Genomic DNA, 20,373 nt, shown 5'->3' with positions numbered 1-20,373 from the left:
TCCCGGGTCGGTGTGCCCCGATCCTCGCAGAGCCCGCGACCACGGACACGCACGTGCGCGGCACTCCGAGGTACTGTGCACCGCGTGATACCGTGCGACGCATGGGACAGGACACCTGATGGACACCACGCAGCTCCTCAAGGGGGCGCTCGACACCGCCGTGCTCGCCGTCGTGCAGCACGACGACGGGTACGGCTACGACATCGTCCGCCGCCTCCGCGACGCCGGGCTGGGCGACGTCGGCGACGCCTCGGTGTACGGCACGCTCCGCCGCCTCTACGCGGCGGGTGCTCTCTCGAGCTACGTCGTCCCGTCGGAGGGCGGTCCGCATCGCAAGTACTACGCGATCAACCCGGAGGGCCGGGAGCTGCTCGCCGGGCAGCGCGCGACGTGGGCGGCCTTCGCGACCGCCATGGGCGGGCTGCTCGGAGAGACCGAGACGACCCCGTCGCCGTCCGCCCACACCCGGAGGGCCGGCGGCACCAGCGAGGGGCGCGGTGCCGCCTCCGGGAACGTCCGCACGATCGGAGGAAAGCCGTGAACACCGCAGATCCCGCCCTCGACACCCGCATCGCCGCGTTCGCCGCCGCCGTGCGCGCGCACCTCGACGACCTCGACCCCGAGGACGTCGACGACCTCACGGGCGGCCTCGAGGCCGACCTGCAGGAGGAGGCCGCGGATCACGACGGCGTGCTCCGGCTCGACGACCCCGTGCGCTACGCCGACGAGCTGCGCACCTCCGCGGGGCTGCCGGAGCGCGCGGTCGAGGCCGCTCCGACCTCGACGCTCGCGCAGCTGCGCCAGGGCGTGCGCGATCGCGGCGACGCCCTCCTCGCGCGGATCCGGGCGAGGCGCGAGCTCTCCGCGACCCTCGACCTGCTGATCGCCTTCCGTCCGGTGTGGTGGCTGCTGCGGGCGTGGGCGGCCTACCAGTGCATTCTCGTCGTGCTCGCCGTGTTCTTCAGCGTGCACAGCGGGTCCCTCCTCATGCCGCGCGGACCGAGGGGCTGGCTCCTGCTCGTCCCCCTCGTCGCGATCAGCGTGCAGTGGGGTCGCGGACGATGGGCGCCGACGAGGTGGCTCCGGCACCTCCGCGCCGCGGTCAGCGTGGTCACGGCCCTGGCGCTCGTGGTGCTGATCCCGCTCGCCGCACACGATGCCGGCGAGACCCGGTACGTCGCCCCCTCGTCCTCGAACACGTCCTACGTCCCGCAGGGGCTCACGCTCGGCGGCAAGAGGATCGGCAACGTGTTCGCCTACGACGCGGAGGGGAACCTGCTCGATCGCGTGCAGCTGTTCGACCAGGACGGGGAGCCGCTCACCGTCGTGCCCCCGGCGTTCGCGGAGCAGGATCCGGTGACCGGCGAGCAGGCTCTGCCGAGCTCCGGCGCGTGGAACGCCTTCCCGCTGTCGCCCCTCGACGCCGGGCGCACGAACGGGCTGACGGCCGAACAGATCGGCAAAGGACGCCCGACGGCGCGACGGAATCCGACCCAACGCCGCGCCCTTCCCCCGGGCGCACCCCGTGAGCACTCCTCGACCATCAGCGTCCCGTACCGGACGGCGACCGGGCGGCGACCGGGCGCCTGACGGCGCGCGAGCGGGAGATCCTCGTATTGGTCGCGCGCGGGCCCTCCAACGCGGAGATCGCGGGGGCGCTGCCCCTCGCGCCCACGACCGTGAAGACCTACGTCAGCCGCAAGCTCGGTGTGCGCGACCGCCTGCACGCCACGATCTGGGCCTATGAGAACCGCGTTGTGGCGCCGCTCGCGACGACGCGCTGAGGGGCCGGATCCGGGCACTGTCCGGATACGCGTACGACCCACCAGTGGTGGACCGTACGGCATTCCGTCTCAACCAGAGAGATGCACCTGGAGGTGCCGTGCGCCCGGAGGGATTCGAACCTCTAACCTTCTGCCCCGTAGGCAGAGCCACCGCGCCCACGAAGCACTAGACTGACGAACATTTAGAGCCACAGGCGCAAACCGATGCTGCATGGGGGAACATATATGGTCAACATGCCCGTTCTTCAGAGCGTTAACATAACAAACTACGGACTATACCCCGGTTTAAGTAACGGCCACAACGCGATCGAGGTGGACCTTTCGCGCGGAATCACGCTAGTGCTCGGAGCGAATGGAATCGGCAAGTCCACTTTTGTCTCCCTACTCTTCCGCATGCTTACGGGACCGTTTGACATTCCCGGTGCGGATAACGACTCGCTCGGGAGAGCAAACCTTGCAGTCCGAGAACTTTCCGCCAAAAAGCGGCGGCACTTCGCGGACCGAGTGAACGACGGCGCACGTGAAGCACGCGCAACAATAACGCTATCGTGTGGCGTCACACGCTTTACAATCACACGTCGCCTAAAGGATATGTCACTTGTCAGCGCCGGAGATGAGGGCGTCGCCAAAAATCTATACGCATCCGAAAGTCAACTTCAGGACGCCCTAGCTAGCGCGGCGGGCCTCGGTTCGTTTTCTGATTGGGTGCTACTTCTCCGCTATGTCACCTTCTACCAAGAGGACAGAAGAGCGCTCGTTTGGGACGCAGCGGCCCAAAGACAGGTTCTTCGACCCCTGTTCCTCCCGCCATCGGATTCCCTATCCTGGGTGGCGCAAGAACGTCGAATACTACAGCTAGACAGCGAGCGCCGAAACGTCAGTGCCGTCGTCTATCGCACAACGACATACCTTGACGTTCAACAGAGCAAACAATCCATGCTTAATGACGTAACAGCTGAGCTAAACGAAAAGGAGGCAGCGCTTAGCGCCTTACTAGAACAACTTGAAGACGATACTGAGGAAATAGTCCAATTAGACCAGGCCCGCAAAAACAGTCGCCTTGAATACCTTCTCGCCGAAAGCGCCCTCGAAGACGCTAAGCGTGGCTATGAGCATGTTAAGCTTGCGCACATAGCAAACGCCCTACCGGACCAAAGTAGCTCGGCACGATACATCCTTACCCAGATGCTGTCTTCTGGAACCTGTGTCGCTTGCGGCCAGGATGCAGCCGAATACGCCCAGACACTTGAGCATCGGCTGCAAACAGGACTATGCCCCCTCTGCGGCCAGGACCAGCATATTCCAGAGCAGCCGCGCACCTCCTCACTGGACGAGCGCCGCCTGGAAGAGGCCCTCCATAAACTGGAAGCTCTTTATGCTCAAGTTGCTGCAAACAAGCAGAGGGCAGACGAAGACGACCGTCGCTACCGCGAGTCACTCGACAGTTCGCGCGGCCGCCGATACGACGTAAGGCAGCTCGAGGCACGAGTCGAAGAACTAAATAGCTCCCTTCCGGAACCTTCCGAAGAGATGCGAGAAGCAGAAACTGAGCAGAAAGTGCTGAAACGACGACTAGCTCGCCTTGACGCCGAACTACTCGAGCAACGCACAGAGTTCGAACGTTTTATCGCCGAGATGACAAAGCGAATCTTATCCCGAGCCGCGGAACTCGAGCAGGCATTCACTCGCTACGCTTCCGCATTCTTACTGGAGTCCAACACCCTGACTTACGCCCCCCTTGCTGAGCGAGTGGGACAGATGGGTAATTCGGTTCCATTTCCGCACTTTGGGCTTACAATGAGTGGTAATGACTTCGCGAGCCCCACTCCGCGATCGTCGGCTGATTCGGTGTCCGAAAGTCAAAGAGAGTTTATTGACCTCGCGTTCAGAATGGCATTGGTTAGTGTCGCCAGCGCGCATTCGGCCGGCACGCTCGTTATTGACTCACCTGACTCCAGCCTTGACGCCGTGTTTGAGACCAAGGCTGCAGAAGTTCTCAATGCATACGTCAAGTCCGGAAAACTAAGCAAGCTTGTTTTAACTTCAAACTTATCTAGCGGAGGCTTTATACCAAAACTGGTTTCCGAGTTTAGAGACAGCAACCCCGATGGCCCCGGCCTCGTTGACATGTTTGCGCTGGCTGCCCCTACAGCAGCGGTGAGGTCCCTGATGCCAGAATACCAGGCAGCCAAAGCACGCCTCTTCGAGGACACCGGTTTCGGCGTAACACCAAACTCGTGACGGAACAACAGGACGACCAGGCAGTCAGGGACGAAGTCCACTGCGTCCAGCTCATCGCCGCTGCCCGCAAAGCTGGCCTCGAGCCCATTCGCTTCTCGTACCTCCACGCGTTCGCGTATTTGGCCGAAGCACTCTCCTCCGTCTGGGGCGTCGAAGCGTCGACTACGGAGGTCCTCAAGCGAGACGGACTGCCCTTCTTCCCCCGCCTGCAAAGAGCCCTAGATACACTGGTGTGGCGCGGCGTCGTCAAGATAGACAACTTTTCTTACGTCCAAGACCATCTGCAGCGATGGGCTCTCGAGGCGACCTGTCGTCTGGAAGAGGGTAGGTCTCATGAGCTGTTGAGGAGGCTCGACCTCTTTGAAGATGAGCGCGAACGTAGCGATTTGTACCTCGAAATTGGGCTCGGTCTTGCCCAGAGTGATGACGTTATCGACTTGTTCCGATACGACGCCTCCTACTCAGACCCCTCCGTGAGCGTTAATCGTTTGATTGAGTTCTCGCCAGGTGCCTCCGAAAACCTGACGGCTAAAGTTGCCGACCGCTTCTCCGAGCTGGTCGACCCCGGGCACGCTTTAGCGAGCGGAGAGCGAGTTGGTTTGTACATAGCCCATCTGCGACGCACTGCCTCCAGTCATGGCTAGCGGCTTCGATCAAGTCTTCTCCCAAGCAGCGATGCAGGCCACGATAGCTTCGAGCCGCGGTGAGGGCATGGATTCGGGACTCCCAGATGCTCAGCGCTTCCTCAGCGGTGCGGTTAAGATTATTTTGGCCCGAAAAGAAAACAAGCAGCTGGCGAATTCAGACTCGACCAAACCAGCCATTTTTTTCCTCGGCCCTCCCCCACCAGAAGCATCCGACTCCACAACAAAAAGACGTCTTCTCTCTCAAGGACAGATAGACTTTACCGGCAAACAGTGGTTTGTTAACGTATCCGCTTCCTCCGGCGACTTTAAGGATCACGACCTGGACGGAGAGGGCCTTCTCCAGAGCGCGAGTGAACACCCAATGTTAAGTCAGGTGCCGACCTTGCTTTACTTACCCGATGCGGATTCAAGCCCGTTGGTCTTTTTCGAATCGGGCGTCGCGAACGAGGAAACAAGTCGCGCAGAGTACGACTTCGTGGATATTTCTGTGGCCTCCCCCGCAGACACTCGTGCTGCGATCGACCGCCTCTACCACCAGTCATTGAAGACGCCAGGAGGCATGTACGGGAGCACTAAGCTCTGGCGAGACGGGGCGAAGTATAGGCCAGTTCCAAATACCGAAAAGGCCATTCAAGCTCTGGTGCGAGCCGCGTTTATTGGAGCTTTTCCCGGCTTGCATGCAACTGAAGAAGAAATGACAGACGCTGGACGATTTGATATCGCTTTAGTTTCCGTTTCTGAAAACACAAAGGTATACCTTGGACTACTTGAGTTGAAGGTCCTTCGCAAGGGGGAAAAAGCTGAAGAAAGCATCGCAAAGGGCATGCACCAGGCGCACGCATACGCTAAAGAGTGGTCTATTCCATGGGCTCAGTTGTGCTGCTTTGACATGCGAGACGTAGCACCCGACGATGACCCGTATGTACCATTCAGGGCCAAGGCAAGTACGCTAAACGTGGCCCTCGACCGTTGGTACCTGCACTCTACTCACGATCGCTATCGAGAACATGTAGCCAATTCAAAGATTAATGCGAGCTAAGGCCGTTGCAGCACGAGTAACGTCTCGGCAAGTTCCATTGCCCCGCCTTGCTGAGGCGATGCTCTCATAGACCGGAAAGGCTCTTGCCGTATGAGCAGGTATCCCATCGCGGTCGCGAGCTCCTCAAGAATCAGGGCGACCGGAACATCCACATTCGCGTATCGACTATCGCCAACCACCAGCCAGCTCTGACCCTTAGGGCGCAAGACCCCTAACGTTGACCTCAGAATAGCGTCCATCTCGGCAAAGTATGCGCCGATCATGGCCGGTATGTGAGGACTCCAAAGGTGCTGGCTAGATTGCTCCAACCGCTCCAGCGTCATTTTTAGTAACGGCGATTCTTTCGGAGCTGGCGAGTAATCGCGGCTAATTTGTACGTGGGATGAGATCGTGGCAGACCTAAGGGACCTATTCTCCTTCATATCCTTGAGGTACCCCAGCATCCACAGCTCTATGTTGTATACATCCGTGTAGTCAAACGAGTTTGGATAAGGGGGCGAAAAAACGCATAAATCAACAGCCTCGATGGATCCCATCGTCTTCCGCGCGTCGCCTCGGATTAATTCATACGTTAGGCACGCACGAGCATTGTGGTTACACACATCCGATAATGCGTCGCGTAGGGCGTCCGACATAACGGACGCTGCACGGTCGGTAGAAGTCTCGCGTTCCTTCCAAGAATTTCGATAACGGCGTCCCTTGCCGCTTACTCGGGCATTACTAAGGTCGACTAAGACACCGCCTATTATGACCTTGACTAGGCGAGCGTTTTTGTCATCCACAAGCTCAGTAGCTTCTTCGAGAACTTGCTCTATGAACCAATTCAGCTTTTTGGAGAAAAGCCATCGCTCATTATGCCCCGGTTCGACGAATGTCGGAGGCAGCCATCGTCTGGTATGGGCGGCCGGCTCCCAACCCGCTACCTCATGCCGGAGAACCTCTATTCGGCGCAGAATAACGTCAATATCGGAGCGGAGGCTCGATATTTCATAGTTAGTTAGCTTAGCTTCTATAAGATCAGCGAGAAATGGATTTACCTCGCACGTGACAGGGTGGACGCCTAAGAATTGTGCAGCGAGGGAAGTTGTTCCAGATCCGCCGAAGGGATCGAGGATTCGATCTACGTCGAGCTCAGATTCGTCTATCGCTCGGAAAATAAGCTCCGGGGCAAACGCTTCTTTAAAATTTTTCCAGGATTGGAATGGGATGGGCGCCGACTTATGGTTCGTGCCGATAGCATGCAGTGCTCGACTCGCGGTCCACTGTGCGAACGCTGCGTTCTGACTCATCGCGACTTTCTGAGAATTCCGGACTGGGATGCAACCAACTCGCGCCGTTGAACGCTGCCGGTAGCATCTGGAGTCTACGGGGCCGGAAGGGTATTTGGACTTGCCGGGAGGTGCGTAGCTTACGTGCTTATTTTCGCACGACGTGGCACTTAACTTACTCGAGCGCCTGCGGCTCGTAGACCAGGACGGCCGCCACCAGCGACGATCAGCTCCGCCGTGTTCGAGCGCGGTCGGATCGAAGTGTCTGTGGGCCGACTCTCGCCGGCACAGGCCGGTGGGAGCGCCTCGTCTGACAACGCCGCCAACGCGAAAACGATGCCAGGGCGACGGGTGAAGACGGGTGCGACACGCCGAGCGGCCCAACCCGCCGGCCGTACGCGAAGGCGCCGCCACTAGACAAAGTCACGCACGCCGGCCCACCTTAGACGTCCCGCTGGGCTCTGACGTAGCCGCCTAACGTGCCACGTTGCACCTGGATTGCGCCACGCTCGCTGCCCTCGACCACGGCCACGCGGCCGCGGCACCGGCACCGACGCGGACCTCGCCCGGCTCACGGCCGGCGAGCGGGAGGTCCTCCTGCTCGTCGCCCGTGGGTTGTCGGACGCGGAGATCGCGGGCAGGCTGCTCCTCGCGCCGACCACCGTGAAGACCCACGTCAGCCGCACGCTCGACAAGCTCGGCGTACGCGACCGCCTGCACACCACGATCTGGGCATACGAGAACCGCGGGGTGGAGCCGCTCGGGCCCACGCGCTGAGCGACGGGGTGATGGCCACGCGTCCCGCCGGCCGGTCATCCCGCCAGCCGAAAGCTCGGGGGAAAAAGAGAACGGCCCGCACGAGGCGGGCCGTTCCATTCTGTCTCAACCAGAGATGCGCACCCGGAGGTGCTGTGCGCCCGGAGGGATTCGAACCCCCAACCTTCTGATCCGTAGTCAGATGCTCTATCCGTTGAGCTACGGGCGCAGTCGTACGGCGATGATCCCCGCGAGCGGCGATCAGGCCGGGAGACAGACTACATGCTCGCGGGCCGCCCCGCGAATCGGGCGGCCGGACGCGGTCCGAGGCGAGGCGATGTCCGGCCCCGGCCCTCCGGCGGTCGCCCCGGCGCCCGCTGATTAGGCTGGATCGACCCGAACCGCGAGGAGCGACCCTTGGCATCCTGGACCGATCACGTCGTGTGGTGGCACGTCTACCCGCTCGGCTTCACGGGTGCGCCGCAGACCCGCGACGACCTCGCCGACGGCGTCGACGCCGCACCCGCGCACCGCCTCGAGCGCCTCCGCGCCTGGCTCCCCTACCTCGTCGACCTCGGCGCCGACGGCCTGCTGCTCGGTCCGGTGTTCGACTCCGAGACGCACGGATACGACACGCGCGATCACCTGCGGGTCGACCCGCGGCTCGGCGACGACGCCGACCTCGACGCGCTGCTCGCCGACGCCTCGGAGCGCGGCGTGCGCGTGCTCCTCGACGGCGTCTTCAACCACGTGGGCCACAGCCACCCGCGCTTCGTGCAGGCGCTGGCCGACGGGCCCGGATCCGAGGCGGCGTCCTGGTTCCGCTGGGACGAGGCCGGCGAGCCCGTCGGCTTCGAGGGCCACGGCGCCCTCGTCACGCTCGACCACGGCTCCGAGGCCGTGCGCGCGCACGTCGCCGAGGTGATGGTCCACTGGCTCGACCGCGGCATCGCCGGCTGGCGGCTCGACGCCGCGTACGCCGTGCCCGCCTCGTTCTGGGCGGCGGTGCTGCCGCGCGTGCGCGAACGCCACCCGGACGCCTGGTTCGTCGGCGAGATGATCCACGGCGACTACGCCGGGTACGCCGCCGAGTCGACCATCGACTCCATCACGGCCTACGAGCTCTGGAAGTCCATCCGCAGCTCCATCGCCGAGCGGAACCTCTTCGAGCTCGACTGGACCCTGACGCGGCACTCCGAGCTGCTGCCGTCCTTCACGCCGCAGACCTTCGTCGGCAACCACGACGTCACGCGCATCGCCTCGGCGGTGGATCCGCGCCACCTGGGCCACGCGATCGCCCTCCTGCTCCTCCTCCCCGGCATCCCGTCGATCTACGCGGGCGACGAGCGCGGACTGACGGGCGTGAAGGAGGACCGCGCGGGCGGCGACGACGCCGTGCGACCCGCGTACCCGGCGGCACCCGACGAGCTGCCGGCCGATGCGGACGATCCGGACGCCGCCCGGATCCGCAGCCTGCACCAGCGGCTCGTCGGCCTCCGTCGCCGGCACGCCTGGCTCGTGGACGCGGGCCTCCGGACCTCCGACCTGACCAACACCGCGCTCACCGTCACGCTGCGGCCGTCGCTCTCCGGCGCGGCGGGCGGCGTCGCTCCGGGAGCACCCGACGCCCTGCGCCTCGTGCTCAACCTCGGCGACGAGCCGATCGCCGTCCCGGGCGGGATCGCCGCGGTCGAGGCGGGCGAGGTGGACGGCGACGGCCGCGTGCCCGCGCACGCGTGGGCGGTGCTGGCGGGCGCCTGACGCGCCGGGACGTCCCGGGCACGCGACGCCGCCCCCTCGCAGGCGGGGGCCGGTCCGGCCAGATCAGCGGACCGGCCGGACAGCCGAACCGGCCAGACGGCCGGACCGCTCAGACAGCCGGACCGCTCAGACGGCCCGGTGCGGCCAGCCGTAGACCTCGGCGAGGAGGGCGGCCCGCGCGGCGTAGGCCGCGGCCTCCTCGACGGCCTCGGCGTCCGGATCCTCGTCCGCCGCCGCGAAGTGCCCGTCGGCGATCTCGGGCTCGTCGTCGTCGTCGAACGGGCGGTGCGTGAGCGGCCACTCCACGGCCGTCAGCGGAGGCCACGCCTCCGGGGACGTGGCGTCGGTCGCCGGCGACTCCTCGGACGCGCCGCCGGTGCCGACGGTGGGGTGCAGCGCCTCGTCGACCTCGTGCTCGTCCACGGCGCGCAGACCCTGTCCATCGCCGTACGGCGCGAAGAGGAACTGCGAGAAGTGGCGGGTCACGGCGTCAGGCTAGTAGCCCCGGGCTCCCAGGAACGGTCCGATCCGAGGGTTGTGGAAGGCTGCCCACTACCTGTTCGCGCACGACCCCGGATCAGGCCCCCGAGCGCCCCGGCTGGCCCAGCGGGACGGCCTCCGGACGCTCCACGGTGCTGCGGATCTCGCCCGTCGCGGCGGGGTCGAGGATCGCGTCCATGACCTCCAGCACGTGGAACGCGAGCTCCCCCGACGCCCGATGCGGGACGCCCCGACGGATGGCGTCGGCCATCTCCGCGAGGCCGCATCCCCGGCCCGCGTCGACGAAGCCCGCGCTCGGCTCGACGTCCGTCCACTCCCGGTCCGCGGACGTGGCGACCTGCACCCTCCCGGAGAAGTGGTTCGGGTCCGGCACCGAGAGCGTGCCGGCGGTGCCGTACACCTCGATGTTCGGGATCCGCGTGGCCCAGATGTCGAAGCTCATGGTGACCGTGGAGACGGCACCCGACGCGTGCGTGAGCACGGCGCTCACGTGGGTGTCGACGGTGACGGGGATCGCGCGCGCCTCCGGGTCGGACGCGGCGGACCGCACCCGGTCGGAGCGGAGCGACGCGCCCTGCACGCGGACGACGGGCCCGAGCAGCGTCACGAGCGCCGTGAGGTAGTACGGCCCCATGTCGAAGAGCGGCCCGGCGCCCGGCTGGTAGTAGAAGGCGGGGGCAGGGTGCCAGAGCTCGTGGCCGGGCGCGCCCCAGAAGGCGTTGGCGGCGACGGGCTTCCCGATGGTGCCGGCGTCGAGCACCTGGCGGGCCGTCTGGATCCCGGTGCCGAGCACGGTGTCGGGGGCGGATCCGACGCGCAGGCCCTTCTCCGCGGCGAGCCGCAGGATCGGCTCGGCCTCGGCGGGGCTCAGCGCGAGCGGCTTCTCGCCGTAGACGTGCTTGCCCGCCTCGAGCACGCGGAGGTCGACCTCGGCGTGCGCGGCGGGGATCGTGAGGTTGAGCACGGCCTGGATCCGCGGGTCGGCGATGAGGTCGTCGACGCTCAACGCGTCCACGCCCTGCGCCTCGGCGACCGTGCGCGCCCGCTCGAGGTCGAGGTCGGCGACGGCGACCAGGCGCACGCCCGGCAGGGATTCGAACGCCGCGAAGTACTGCTCGCTGATCTTCCCGACGCCGATGATCCCGAGGGTCATCGCGTCGTCGTCGTGGTTCAGCGTGCCGCCCACAGGAGGCCCCTCTCGATGATGGTGCGGACGTTCGGGTCCTCGACGACCTCGATGCGGTGGCCGGGCGCCGAGACGAAGATGCGGCCCTCGCCCCACTGGCGGGTCCAGATCGCGGGTGCGGTCACCGGCCGGTGCCACGGATCCCACGGCCGCACGGTCTGCGTGGTGGTCGCGAGCACGTCGTTGTACTCGTCGCTCAGCACCCAGTACTGCTCGGTCACGAGATCGAAGTCGGCGATCCCCTGGGTGATCTCGTGCGTGCGCCCCAGCTCGGTCATCTCGACCGTGTACGGGATGTAGTTGTCGGACTGCTCGCCCGTGCGCTCGGCCGGGTCCTTGCCCGCGTGATGGGCGAACTGGCCGCCGATCATGTGCAGGTAGTCGGCGGTGTTCCGGTACGAGTCGGCGATGCCGCCGTGCCAGCCGGCCATGCCGGTGCCCGCGATGACGGCGGCGCGGAGGCCGGCCATCTCCTCGGGCTCGATCGTGGTCATGGTGTTGGCCTGCACGATGAGGTCGGTCGCGGCCATGACATCGGCGTCGGCGTAGACGGCCGAGCCCTCCTCGACGCGGACCTCGAAGCCGCTCTCCTCGAGGAACGGGATGAACAGGCCCGTGGTCTCCACGGGCATGTGGCCGTCCCAGCCGCCGCGGACGACGAGCGCCTTCCGGGCGACGGTCACGAGCGGGCCGTCCCGGTCGGGCGACCCGGATGCGGGCGGACGGACGTGCGGGGGATCTGCATCTGCGACTCCTTCGTCGGGCGCGGCCGGGCGACTGCCGGCGCCCCTCGAACGCTACGCACCGGCGGTCAGGGCAGGCAAGCAGCGCGCGGGGGATCCGAAACGTTTCACTCGCGGGGCGACACCGCGGCGCCCGCGATCGCGCTCCCGTCCGCGGGCGCCGCGGTGCTGGCGCGCACCACGAGCGCGGTCGCGAGGTCGAGCCGGGTGGGCTCGTCGCTCCGGCCCTCGCGGATCCGCAGCACCATGCGCGCCGCCGCCTCCGCCATCTCGCGCACCGGCTGGCGCACCGTGCTGAGCGCGGGCGAGACGATGCGGGCGAACGGGAGGTCGTCGTAGCCGAGCACGGAGAAGTCGTCGGGGATCCGGATCCCGCGCTCCCGCGCCGCCTCGTACAGCCCGAGCGCCTGCTCGTCGTTGCCCGCGAAGATCGCGGTGGGACGGTCGGCGGCGTCGAGCAGCTCGCCGCCCGCGCGGTGCCCGGCGGTGCGCCCGAAGTCGCCCTCGACCTCCACGAGCGAGACCCCGGATCCGGCCGCCTCGAGCGCGCTGCGGAAGCCGGACATGCGGGCGCGGGAGTAGAGCCGGTGCGGCGGGCCGCTGATCGCGCCGATCCGCCGGTGCCCGAGCCCCAGCAGGTGCTCCCCCGCGGCGTGGCCGCCCTCCCAGTTGGTGGATCCGACGGCCGGCACGTCCGCGGCCGGCGACCCCGCGGGATCCACCACCACGAACGGGACGCCTCGGCTCCGCAGCTGCCGCTTCTGCGCGGGCGCGAGGTCGGAGAACACGAGAACGAGACCCATCGGGCGGCGCTGCATCACTCCCGCCATCCAGTCGCCGTCGAGGGCGGTGTCGCGCCCGTGCTCCGTGACGATGACGCTCAGCGCGTGCTCGCGCGCGACGGCGGAGACGCCGCGCAGCAGGTCGACCGAGAAGCCCGTGTCGACGACCTCGAGCACGATCTCGATCAGCGCGCCGTGCGGCCGCTCGGCCCCGCGGCGGCTGTAGCCGTGCCGCTCCATGAGCTCCTCGACGCGCGCCCGGGTCGCGGGCGAGATCCCCTTGCGCCCGTTGAGCACCTTGCTGACCGTGCCGATGGACACGTTCGCCTCGCGCGCGATGAGGCCGAGGGTGGTGCCGGAGCCGTGATCGGGGTCCGGCGCCCGCGTCGCATCGGGAAACGTGTCGCTCATGGGGGTGATGCTAGGCCGACCGGCCCTCGACGACGAGGCCGCGACCGGCCGGGTCCTCGCGAGGCTAGGCGGTGAGGCCCGGCACCGGCACGGCCGGGTCCTCGGCCGACGGGCGCTTCGGCGGGACGTTCGCCGGATGCACCTCGACATCGGCCGCCACCTCGACGCCGACGACCCGGGGAGCGAACCGATCGCCGTCCACCACGATCCAGTTGCCGACGAGCAGGAACGCGTCGTCGCCCGCGGTGAGCGGACCCGTGACCTGGAACGCGCCGTAGGCGGGCTCGTCGAACGTCACGCGGACCGCGGTCCCGTGGGCGAGGCCCGACACCGACGAGGGCAGGGCCGGCGCGCTCGCGCTCGCGTCCTCGGCCCTCACGGAGATGCCCTGGATCTCGCCCGCGGCGCCGAGCGCGGTGTCCGCGACGGACATCTGACCGTTCGCCCCGGTGCGCACCTCGCCGTCGACGACGTAGAGGCCGTACCGAGGCGAGCGGGTGACGACGCGGACGAGGTCCCCGGGAGACAGCGCGGAGAGCGCGTCGCGGATGGCCTGCACGTCGCGCCGAGAACGGCCCGTCGTCAGCTGGTCGAGCGTCTGGCGGTCCATCCGAGGATGGTATCGGTTCCGGATGCGCCCGACCCCCGGGGCGCATGGCGCACGAGGCCGAGACGGGGAGGGAGAGAAGTGGCGGAGACGGTGGGATTTGAACCCACGGTACCCATACGGGTACTCCACCTTAGCAGGGTGGTGCACTAGGCCGAACTATGCGACGTCTCCAGACGTACCCGTCCACTGTACCGGACGCGGGGCCGTGCTCACATCCCGCGTCCCGGGCGGTCGGCGGGATCCGTCGACCTCCGCGCGCGCGTCGGGGTCACCTGGACGCCTTCGAGCACGTGACCGTGCCTGCGTCGGTGCCCGTGATCGCCTCGGGCAGCACGGTGGGGCCGGAGGGCGCGGGCGCGGATCCGCCGCCCGCAGCGGGCGCGCTCGCCGACGGGGCCGGTGCCGGTGTCGATGCCGCGGGCTGCTCCGCGACCGCACCGAGCCCCGTGTTGCCCGCCTTGACCTGGAACGGCGCGTCCGTCCTGAGGAGCTGCATGAGCTCGTCGCCGTCCGTCTTCAGCGGCTGGACCTTGCCGGCGTAGACGCCCGTGCCCGAGGTCGTGCCCGGGTACTGCACGAAGTGCACCTGGTCGAGCGGGATGTCCTTGAGGGCCAGCGCCATGGACGCCATCGTCTGGTAGTCGAGCGACGTGGAGCGCTGCATGTTGTCGACCGCCGCCTTGGCGAGGCCGTAGACGCGCGTGGGATCCGAGAGCGTGCTGGACTGCCGCATCGTGCGCACGAGCGACGACAGGAACACCTGCTGGTTGCTGATGCGGGCGAGGTCGCTCTGGTCGCCCACCGCGTGGCGCGTGCGGAGGAACTGGAGCGCCTCCTTGCCCTTCAGCGGGGTCACGCCGGCCGGGAGGTCGAGGTCGGTCCGCTTGTCCTTGAGCGGGCTCGCCAAGCAGACGGGCACGCCGCCCACGGCGTTGGACATCTCGATGACGCCGTTGAACTCGATGAGCGCCGCGTACGGGATGTCGAGACCCGTGAACTGCGCGACGGTCTTCGCGACGCACGGCAGGCCGCCGTCGGAGAGCGCGGAGTTGAGGGGCGCGGCGGACAGGGGCGAGGTGGTGCCGGATCCGTCGCTGCGCTGGCATGCGGGGATGGGCACGATCAGGTCGCGCGGGAGGCTGACGACGGTGGCCTGCGAGTGGTCCGCGGAGACGTGCAGCACCATGTTCACGTCGTTGAGCGCGCCGTCGGTCTTGCCGTAGCCGTCGCCCTGGCCCTGGCGGGTGTCGGATCCGGCGAGCAGCATGTTGAAGCCGCCGTCGAGGGCGCCGACGCCCACCGTGGTCTGCTCGGTGCCGTCGCTGATGTCGACGGTGTTGGCCTGCACGGACTTGTCGAGCTCCCAGAGGGCGATGGTGGCGACCGAGAGTCCGCTCGCGACCAGCACCACGAGCGTCATGGCCGTGCCGATCAGCAGCGTCCGCGCCGCCGAGGACTTGCGCAGCCGGCCGTGGCGGGCGATGACCGGCGGCGTCTCGGATCGACGGGGGCGCAGGGGCGCGTCGCTCATGCGGGTCCTCTCCGGGCGGAGGGCGTGGGATTCGAACCCACGAGACATCTCTGCCCACCAGTTTTCAAGACTGGCTCCATCGGCCGCTCGGACAGCCCTCCCGATGCGCGCCCTCCCGCGGGGCGGATGGGGCGATCGTGAAGGATCCTACCGGTGGCCGGTCGGCCCGCGGGGTGCGGCCGGGTGACCGCGCGGGATGCGTCACTCTCGCACGTCGCGGATCCGAGCGGGCTGAATCCTCCCCAGGTGGGGAATCTCGCGGCGACCGGAGTCAGAGACGGGCGAGGACCACCGCCGCGCCGTTCTCGGCGATGGGGCCGGTGACCTCGGTGGCCACCGCGATGACCTCGGCGGGCGCCTGGCCCATCGCGACCCCGCGGCCGTGCGCGCCCGCCCACTCCAGCATCTCGATGTCGTTCCGGCCGTCGCCCATCGCGAGGACGTGCGTACGGGCGATGCCGTGCAGCTCGCGCACGCGCTCCATGGCCGTGGCCTTGTTCACGCCGTCGGGCGCGATGTCGAGCCAGGCGGTCCAGCCGATCGAGTAGCTCACGCGGTGCAGGCCCATGCGCTCGACGACGCCCTGGAAGTCCTCCACGTCGTGCCCGGGCGAGATGACGACGACGCGCGTCGCGGGCACGTGGAGCAGCTCCTCGAACTCGACGTGACGGCCGTTGGCCTCGAGCACGCCGGCCGGGAAGTCGCCGCCGGAGTAGAGGTACACGCCCTCCTCGTCCTCGACGGCGTAGCGGCCGCTCGCGAGGTGGGGGCGGATCCGCTGCAGCACGTCGGCGGGGTCGAACGTCTCGACGAAGCGTCGGCTGTACCCGGTGGGGGCGTCGGCGTCGCGCTCGAGGGTGATCGCGCCGTTGGAGCAGACCATGTACTCCGGCCGGATGCCGAGCCGGTCGACGATCGGCAGGGTGTCGGCGACCGAGCGGCCGGTGGAGGGCATGACGACGTGGCCGACCTCCTCCACGCGCCGCACCTCGCGGATGACCTGCTCGTCGAGCGAGCCGTCCTCGCCGAGGAGCGTGCCGTCGATGTCGAGGGCGATGAGGAGGCGGTCGGCGTCGGCCACGCGCGGGGTCATCGCGCCGCCTTCGCCGTGGCGGGCTCCAGCGTCTCGAGGCCGCCGAGGTACGGGCGCAGCGCCTCGGGCACGCGCACCGAGCCATCCGCCTGCTGGTGCGTCTCGAGGATCGCGACGATCCAGCGCGTGGTGGCGAGCGTGCCGTTGAGCGTGGCGACGGGTGAGGTGCGCCCGTCCTCGCCGCGGAAGCGCGTGCCGAGTCGTCGGGCCTGGAAGGTGGTGCAGTTCGAGGTGGAGGTGAGCTCGCGGTAGGCGTCCTGCGTGGGGATCCACGCCTCGACGTCGTACTTGCGGGCGGCGCTCGACCCGAGGTCGCCCGCCGCCGTGTCGATGACGCGGTAGGCGAGGCCCAGGTCCTGCATCATGCGCTCCTGCAGGGCGAGCAGGCGCTCGTGCTCGGCCTCGGCGTCGGACGGGTCGACGTAGCTGAACATCTCGAGCTTCTGGAACTGGTGCACGCGGATGATGCCGCGGGTGTCCTTGCCGTAGGAGCCCGCCTCCTTGCGGTAGCAGGTGGACCAGCCGGCGTAGCGGATGGGGCCCGCGGCGAGGTCGAGGATCTCGTCGGCGTGGTACCCGGCGAGCGCCACCTCGCTCGTGCCCGTGAGGTAGAGGTCGTCGTCGTCGAGGTGGTAGACCTCGTCGGCGTGGGCGCCGAGGTAGCCGGTGCCGGCCATGATCTCGGGCTTCACGAGCGTGGGCGTGATGAGCGGCACGAGGCCGGCCTCGAGCGCGCGCGCCAGGCCGAAGTTCATCAGCGCGATCTCGAGCCGCGCGCCGATCCCCTTCAGGAAGTGGAAGCGGGCGCCGGAGACCTTGGCGCCGCGTCCCATGTCGATGGCGTCGAGGATCTCGCCGATCTCCAGGTGGTCGCGCGGGTCGAAGTCGAACGACGGCCTCTCGCCGACCTCGCGCACGAGCGCCCAGTTGTCCTCGCCGCCGGCGGGCACGCCCTCGATGACGATGTTCGGGATCCGCCGCATGGCCTCGTCGAGCGCGGCCTCGGCCTCCTGCGCGCGCTCCTGCGCCGCCGTGACGCGCGCCTTCAGCTCCTGCACCTCGGCGATGAGGCGCGGCTTGTCGGCCTTGTCGGCCTTCGCGACGAGCTTGCCGTGCACGTTCTGCTCGGCGCGCAGGGCCTCGAACTCCGTGATCGCCCGGCGCCGCTCGGACTCGGCGGCGACCGCCTGGTCGACCACCTCCACGGAGGCTCCGCGCAGCTCCTGCGAGGCGATGACGAGGTCGGGATGGTCGCGGAGGGTCTGCGGATCGATCACCCCGTCACTCTAACGAAGCGGCCCGGGCGCGTCGGGGCGCGTCGACCGGTCAGGCGCCCGCGCCCGGCTCGGCCGAGAGGATGCCCCGCAGCCAGTCGCGCGCCTCGAGGAACACGTCGTCCTCGTACCGGGCGCGGTACCTGCTCCGCGCGCCGTCGGCCCGCGGATACGAGCCCAGGAACGTGACCCGCGGGCTGAAGCGGCGGATCCCGAGCAGGGCGTCGGCCACGCGCTCGTCGTGCACGTGCCCCTCCGCGTCGATGACGAAGCGGTAGCGCCCGAGCTCGTCGCCGATGGGCCGCGACTGGATGAGCGTGAGGTTCACGCCGCGGGTCGCGAACTGCTCGAGGAGGTCGAGCAGGGATCCGGCGCGGTCGTCGGGCAGCTCGACGATGAGGCTCGTCTTGTCGGCGCCCGTGCGCGGCGGCAGCGTGGTGGCGCGGCCGACGAGCACGAAGCGCGTGACCGCATTCGGATTGTCGCCGACGCCGCGGGCGACCGCCTCGAGCGGCCGGCCCTCCGTGATCCGCGGCGGCGCGATCGCCGCGTCCGCGGTGCCGCCGTCCAGCAGGGACAGGGCCGCCGCGACGTTCGAGGTCGCCGGCACGTGCCCGTGCCTCGGCAGCTCGCGCTCGAGGAAGCGGCGGCACTGGCCGTAGGCGACCGGATGGGCGGCCACGGTGCGCACGTCGGCGAGCGCCGTGCCCGGCCGCACCACGAGGTCGAAGGACACCGGCACGAGGTGCTCGCTGAGGATCCGGAGGCCCGGGACGTTCGCGAGCGCGTCCTGCGTGGCCGTCACCCCGCCCTCGACGGAGTTCTCGATGGCGATCATGGCGGCGACCGAGGTGCCGGACACCACGTCGGCGAGGGCCTCGGAGGCGTTGTTGACCGCGCGCCAGGTGCGGCCGCGGGCGGCCTCGACCTGCATGAGCGCGGCCTCCGTGAAGGTGCCGGACGGGCCGAGGTAGCTGTAGGTCTCGTCGGGTCGCGGGGTCTCGGCCATGCCTGCACCCTAGATGGGAATGGGCGGGCCCCGGTGCCAGGATGGGAGCATGCATGACCGCGCAGGCACAGTCGCCCTCCCGTCCGACCTCGTCGACCTCGACGAGCTGATCCGGGCGTACCACGACCTCCACCCCGACGTGGAGGACCCGGAGCAGAAGGTGGCGTTCGGCACGAGCGGCCACCGCGGCAGCTCCCTGAAGACCGCGTTCAACGAGGACCACATCCTCGCGATCACGCAGGCGATCGTGGAGTACCGGGCCGAGCAGGGCATCACCGGGCCGCTGTTCATCGGCCGCGACACCCACAGGCTCTCGAAGCCCGCCGAGGACACCGCGCTCGAGGTGCTCGTCGCCAACGGCGTGCGCGTGCTCGCCGACTCCCGCGACTCCTGGTGCCCGACCCCCGCCCTCTCGCACGCGATCCTCCGCTGGAACCGCGACGACGCACACGGCGACGACGACGTGGCCGACGGCATCGTCGTGACTCCCAGCCACAACCCGCCGGCCGACGGCGGCTTCAAGTACAACCCGCCGCACGGCGGCCCGGCGGACTCCGACGCCACCGGCTGGATCGCGTCGCGCGCCAACGCGATCATCGCGGGCGGGCTCGTGGACGTGAAGCGCGTCCCGCTCGAGGAGGCCCGCGGCCGCATCGAGGGCTACGACTTCCTCGGCCACTACGTGGACGACCTCGGCTCCATCATCGACATGGAGGCCATCCGGAAGGCGGGCGTGCGCATCGGCGCGGATCCCCTCGGCGGCGCGTCCGTCGAGTACTGGGCCGCCATCGGCGAGCGCCACGGCCTCGACCTCGAGGTCGTGAACCCGGAGGTGGATCCCGCCTGGGCCTTCATGACGCTCGACTGGGACGGCAAGATCCGCATGGACCCGTCCTCCTCCTCCGCCATGGCGAGCGTGCTCGCGCGCAAGGACGACTTCGACATCCTCACGGGCAACGACGCCGACGCCGACCGGCACGGCATCGTCACGCCGGACGCCGGGCTCATGAACCCGAACCACTACCTCGCGGTCGCCATCGACTACCTGTACGCGCACCGTCCCGAGTGGCGCGCGGATGCCGCGATCGGCAAGACGCTCGTCTCCTCCAGCGTGATCGACCGGGTGGCCGAGTCGCTCGGCCGCCGCCTCTGGGAGGTGCCGGTCGGCTTCAAGTGGTTCGTGCCCGGCCTCATCGACGGATCCGTCGGCTTCGGCGGCGAGGAGTCCGCGGGCGCGAGCTTCCTCCGCATGGACGGGACCGTCTGGACCACGGACAAGGACGGGATCCTGCTGGCGCTCCTCGCCGCCGAGATCGTGGCGGTCACCGGCAAGACGCCGAGCGTGCTCTACCGCGAGCTGACGGAGCGCTTCGGCGACCCGGTCTACGAGCGCGTCGACGCCGCGGCCACGAAGGCGCAGAAGGCGACCCTGGGCAAGCTCGACGGCGACGCCATCACGGCCATCGAGGTCGCGGGCGACCCGATCACCGCGAAGCTGAGCACCGCGCCCGGCAACGGCGCCGCGGTCGGCGGCGTCAAGGTCGTCACCGGGAACGCGTGGTTCGCGGCGCGCCCGAGCGGTACCGAGGACGTCTACAAGATCTACGCCGAGTCGTTCGTGGGCCTCGACCACCTGCACGCGGTGCAGGCGGAGGCCAAGCGGATCGTCGACGCGGCGCTCGGCGCCTAGCGGCTCGACGCGGGATCGACCGGGCGATGCGCAGCCGCCGCGATGGG

Annotated in this window: 19 protein-coding genes and 3 tRNA genes; 9 read left to right on the top strand and 13 right to left on the bottom strand. The window is 68.2% G+C overall.

Going from position 1 to position 20,373, the window contains the following annotated elements; all coding sequences use genetic code 11:
- Window positions 1-118 precede the first annotated feature (118 nt).
- The 6 genes from ACU4ZT_RS02515 to ACU4ZT_RS02490 all read left to right on the top strand — a co-directional run bounded on the left by ACU4ZT_RS02515 (window position 119) and on the right by ACU4ZT_RS02490 (window position 5,711).
- Complete coding sequence (locus ACU4ZT_RS02515) at window positions 119-541, top strand: PadR family transcriptional regulator (protein WP_445337802.1); 423 nt, start codon at window positions 119-121, stop codon at window positions 539-541.
- Window positions 538-1,590, top strand: coding sequence for a hypothetical protein (locus ACU4ZT_RS02510; protein WP_445337801.1), 1,053 nt, complete (start codon window positions 538-540; stop codon window positions 1,588-1,590). Before ACU4ZT_RS02515 ends, ACU4ZT_RS02510 begins: the two co-directional genes overlap by 4 nt.
- Window positions 1,591-1,616: 26 nt before the next feature.
- Window positions 1,617-1,784 carry a response regulator transcription factor gene (locus ACU4ZT_RS02505; RefSeq protein WP_445337800.1) on the top strand — a complete coding sequence of 56 codons (168 nt, stop codon included), beginning with the start codon at window positions 1,617-1,619 and terminating at the stop codon, window positions 1,782-1,784.
- Between the two features lie 204 nt (window positions 1,785-1,988).
- Entirely contained in the window at window positions 1,989-4,025 is a 2,037-nt protein-coding gene (locus ACU4ZT_RS02500) for an AAA family ATPase (protein ID WP_445337799.1), read from the top strand.
- Window positions 4,022-4,669: a hypothetical protein gene (locus ACU4ZT_RS02495; RefSeq protein WP_445337798.1), complete on the top strand. Its 648-nt coding sequence runs from the start codon at window positions 4,022-4,024 to the stop codon at window positions 4,667-4,669. Before ACU4ZT_RS02500 ends, ACU4ZT_RS02495 begins: the two co-directional genes overlap by 4 nt.
- Window positions 4,662-5,711, top strand: coding sequence for a hypothetical protein (locus tag ACU4ZT_RS02490; RefSeq protein ID WP_445337797.1), 1,050 nt, complete (start codon window positions 4,662-4,664; stop codon window positions 5,709-5,711). The genes ACU4ZT_RS02495 and ACU4ZT_RS02490 overlap by 8 nt, the downstream gene beginning before the upstream one ends.
- Here ACU4ZT_RS02490 and ACU4ZT_RS02485 read toward each other — a convergent pair.
- Window positions 5,708-7,000 (bottom strand): DNA methyltransferase, encoded by a 1,293-nt coding sequence (locus tag ACU4ZT_RS02485; protein ID WP_445337796.1) that lies wholly within the window; start codon window positions 6,998-7,000, stop codon window positions 5,708-5,710. The two genes, ACU4ZT_RS02490 and ACU4ZT_RS02485, sit on opposite strands and share 4 nt — an antisense overlap.
- 477 nt (window positions 7,001-7,477) lie before the next feature.
- Here ACU4ZT_RS02485 and ACU4ZT_RS02480 point away from each other — a divergent pair, with 477 nt between their 5' ends.
- The gene (locus ACU4ZT_RS02480; RefSeq protein ID WP_445337795.1) at window positions 7,478-7,756 is read left to right on the top strand and encodes a response regulator transcription factor; all 279 of its coding nucleotides are present in this window, start codon (window positions 7,478-7,480) and stop codon (window positions 7,754-7,756) included.
- 135 nt (window positions 7,757-7,891) lie between these two features.
- On the opposite strand, the gene ACU4ZT_RS02475 is transcribed toward ACU4ZT_RS02480, so the two are convergent.
- Window positions 7,892-7,964 (bottom strand) — tRNA-Arg (locus tag ACU4ZT_RS02475).
- A 188-nt stretch (window positions 7,965-8,152) separates the two neighbouring features.
- Between ACU4ZT_RS02475 and ACU4ZT_RS02470 the strand changes: the two genes are divergently transcribed.
- Window positions 8,153-9,496, top strand: coding sequence for an alpha-amylase family protein (locus ACU4ZT_RS02470; protein ID WP_445337794.1), 1,344 nt, complete (start codon window positions 8,153-8,155; stop codon window positions 9,494-9,496).
- Window positions 9,497-9,622: 126 nt separating this feature from the next.
- Here the strand turns inward: ACU4ZT_RS02470 and ACU4ZT_RS02465 are convergent, their stop codons facing one another.
- The 11 genes from ACU4ZT_RS02465 to pheA form a co-directional block, all read right to left on the bottom strand.
- A complete protein-coding gene (locus tag ACU4ZT_RS02465) occupies window positions 9,623-9,982 on the bottom strand; it encodes a hypothetical protein (RefSeq protein ID WP_063072475.1) in 360 nt (119 codons plus the stop codon).
- A gap of 91 nt (window positions 9,983-10,073) precedes the next feature.
- Window positions 10,074-11,150, bottom strand: coding sequence for a Gfo/Idh/MocA family protein (locus ACU4ZT_RS02460; RefSeq protein ID WP_063072507.1), 1,077 nt, complete (start codon window positions 11,148-11,150; stop codon window positions 10,074-10,076).
- 17 nt (window positions 11,151-11,167) lie between these two features.
- Window positions 11,168-11,866, bottom strand: a complete 699-nt coding sequence (locus tag ACU4ZT_RS02455) for a ThuA domain-containing protein (protein ID WP_063072476.1) — start codon at window positions 11,864-11,866, stop codon at window positions 11,168-11,170.
- Between the two features lie 167 nt (window positions 11,867-12,033).
- Complete coding sequence (locus tag ACU4ZT_RS02450) at window positions 12,034-13,119, bottom strand: LacI family DNA-binding transcriptional regulator (protein ID WP_445337793.1); 1,086 nt, start codon at window positions 13,117-13,119, stop codon at window positions 12,034-12,036.
- A 64-nt stretch (window positions 13,120-13,183) separates the two neighbouring features.
- The gene (locus tag ACU4ZT_RS02445) at window positions 13,184-13,729 is read right to left on the bottom strand and encodes a hypothetical protein (RefSeq protein WP_445337792.1); all 546 of its coding nucleotides are present in this window, start codon (window positions 13,727-13,729) and stop codon (window positions 13,184-13,186) included.
- A gap of 79 nt (window positions 13,730-13,808) precedes the next feature.
- Window positions 13,809-13,900: transfer RNA gene (locus tag ACU4ZT_RS02440), tRNA-Ser, on the bottom strand.
- 97 nt (window positions 13,901-13,997) lie between these two features.
- On the bottom strand, window positions 13,998-15,260 hold the full coding sequence (locus tag ACU4ZT_RS02435) for an LCP family protein (protein WP_063072479.1): 1,263 nt from the start codon (window positions 15,258-15,260) through the stop codon (window positions 13,998-14,000).
- 16 nt (window positions 15,261-15,276) lie between these two features.
- A tRNA-Ser gene (locus ACU4ZT_RS02430) sits at window positions 15,277-15,361 on the bottom strand.
- Window positions 15,362-15,531: 170 nt separating this feature from the next.
- A complete protein-coding gene (locus tag ACU4ZT_RS02425; RefSeq protein ID WP_414748440.1) occupies window positions 15,532-16,353 on the bottom strand; it encodes an HAD family hydrolase in 822 nt (273 codons plus the stop codon).
- Window positions 16,350-17,630, bottom strand: a complete 1,281-nt coding sequence (gene serS / locus ACU4ZT_RS02420; protein WP_445337791.1) for a serine--tRNA ligase — start codon at window positions 17,628-17,630, stop codon at window positions 16,350-16,352. Before serS ends, ACU4ZT_RS02425 begins: the two co-directional genes overlap by 4 nt.
- 49 nt (window positions 17,631-17,679) lie before the next feature.
- Window positions 17,680-18,636 carry a prephenate dehydratase gene (gene pheA / locus ACU4ZT_RS02415; RefSeq protein ID WP_063072482.1) on the bottom strand — a complete coding sequence of 319 codons (957 nt, stop codon included), beginning with the start codon at window positions 18,634-18,636 and terminating at the stop codon, window positions 17,680-17,682.
- A 49-nt stretch (window positions 18,637-18,685) separates the two neighbouring features.
- Here pheA and pgm point away from each other — a divergent pair, with 49 nt between their 5' ends.
- The gene (gene pgm, locus ACU4ZT_RS02410; RefSeq protein WP_445337790.1) at window positions 18,686-20,326 is read left to right on the top strand and encodes a phosphoglucomutase (alpha-D-glucose-1,6-bisphosphate-dependent); all 1,641 of its coding nucleotides are present in this window, start codon (window positions 18,686-18,688) and stop codon (window positions 20,324-20,326) included.
- The last annotated feature ends 47 nt before the right edge of the window (window positions 20,327-20,373 follow it).

This window comes from Clavibacter davisi, from assembly GCF_052751415.1.
Note: the sequence above shows the minus strand (reverse complement) of the source record. Positions and strands in the feature narration are given on the sequence as shown.

Coding starts and splice junctions, on each gene's coding strand:
- ACU4ZT_RS02515 (WP_445337802.1), top strand. CDS start 119: ATGGACACCACGCAGCTCCTCAAGGGGGCGCTCGACACCGCCGTGCTC.
- ACU4ZT_RS02500 (WP_445337799.1), top strand. CDS start 1,989: ATGCTGCATGGGGGAACATATATGGTCAACATGCCCGTTCTTCAGAGC.
- ACU4ZT_RS02490 (WP_445337797.1), top strand. CDS start 4,662: ATGGCTAGCGGCTTCGATCAAGTCTTCTCCCAAGCAGCGATGCAGGCC.
- ACU4ZT_RS02485 (WP_445337796.1), bottom strand. CDS start 7,000: ATGAGTCAGAACGCAGCGTTCGCACAGTGGACCGCGAGTCGAGCACTG.
- ACU4ZT_RS02460 (WP_063072507.1), bottom strand. CDS start 11,150: ATGACCCTCGGGATCATCGGCGTCGGGAAGATCAGCGAGCAGTACTTC.
- ACU4ZT_RS02450 (WP_445337793.1), bottom strand. CDS start 13,119: ATGAGCGACACGTTTCCCGATGCGACGCGGGCGCCGGACCCCGATCAC.
- ACU4ZT_RS02445 (WP_445337792.1), bottom strand. CDS start 13,729: ATGGACCGCCAGACGCTCGACCAGCTGACGACGGGCCGTTCTCGGCGC.
- ACU4ZT_RS02435 (WP_063072479.1), bottom strand. CDS start 15,260: ATGAGCGACGCGCCCCTGCGCCCCCGTCGATCCGAGACGCCGCCGGTC.
- ACU4ZT_RS02425 (WP_414748440.1), bottom strand. CDS start 16,353: ATGACCCCGCGCGTGGCCGACGCCGACCGCCTCCTCATCGCCCTCGAC.
- pheA (WP_063072482.1), bottom strand. CDS start 18,636: ATGGCCGAGACCCCGCGACCCGACGAGACCTACAGCTACCTCGGCCCG.
- pgm (WP_445337790.1), top strand. CDS start 18,686: ATGCATGACCGCGCAGGCACAGTCGCCCTCCCGTCCGACCTCGTCGAC.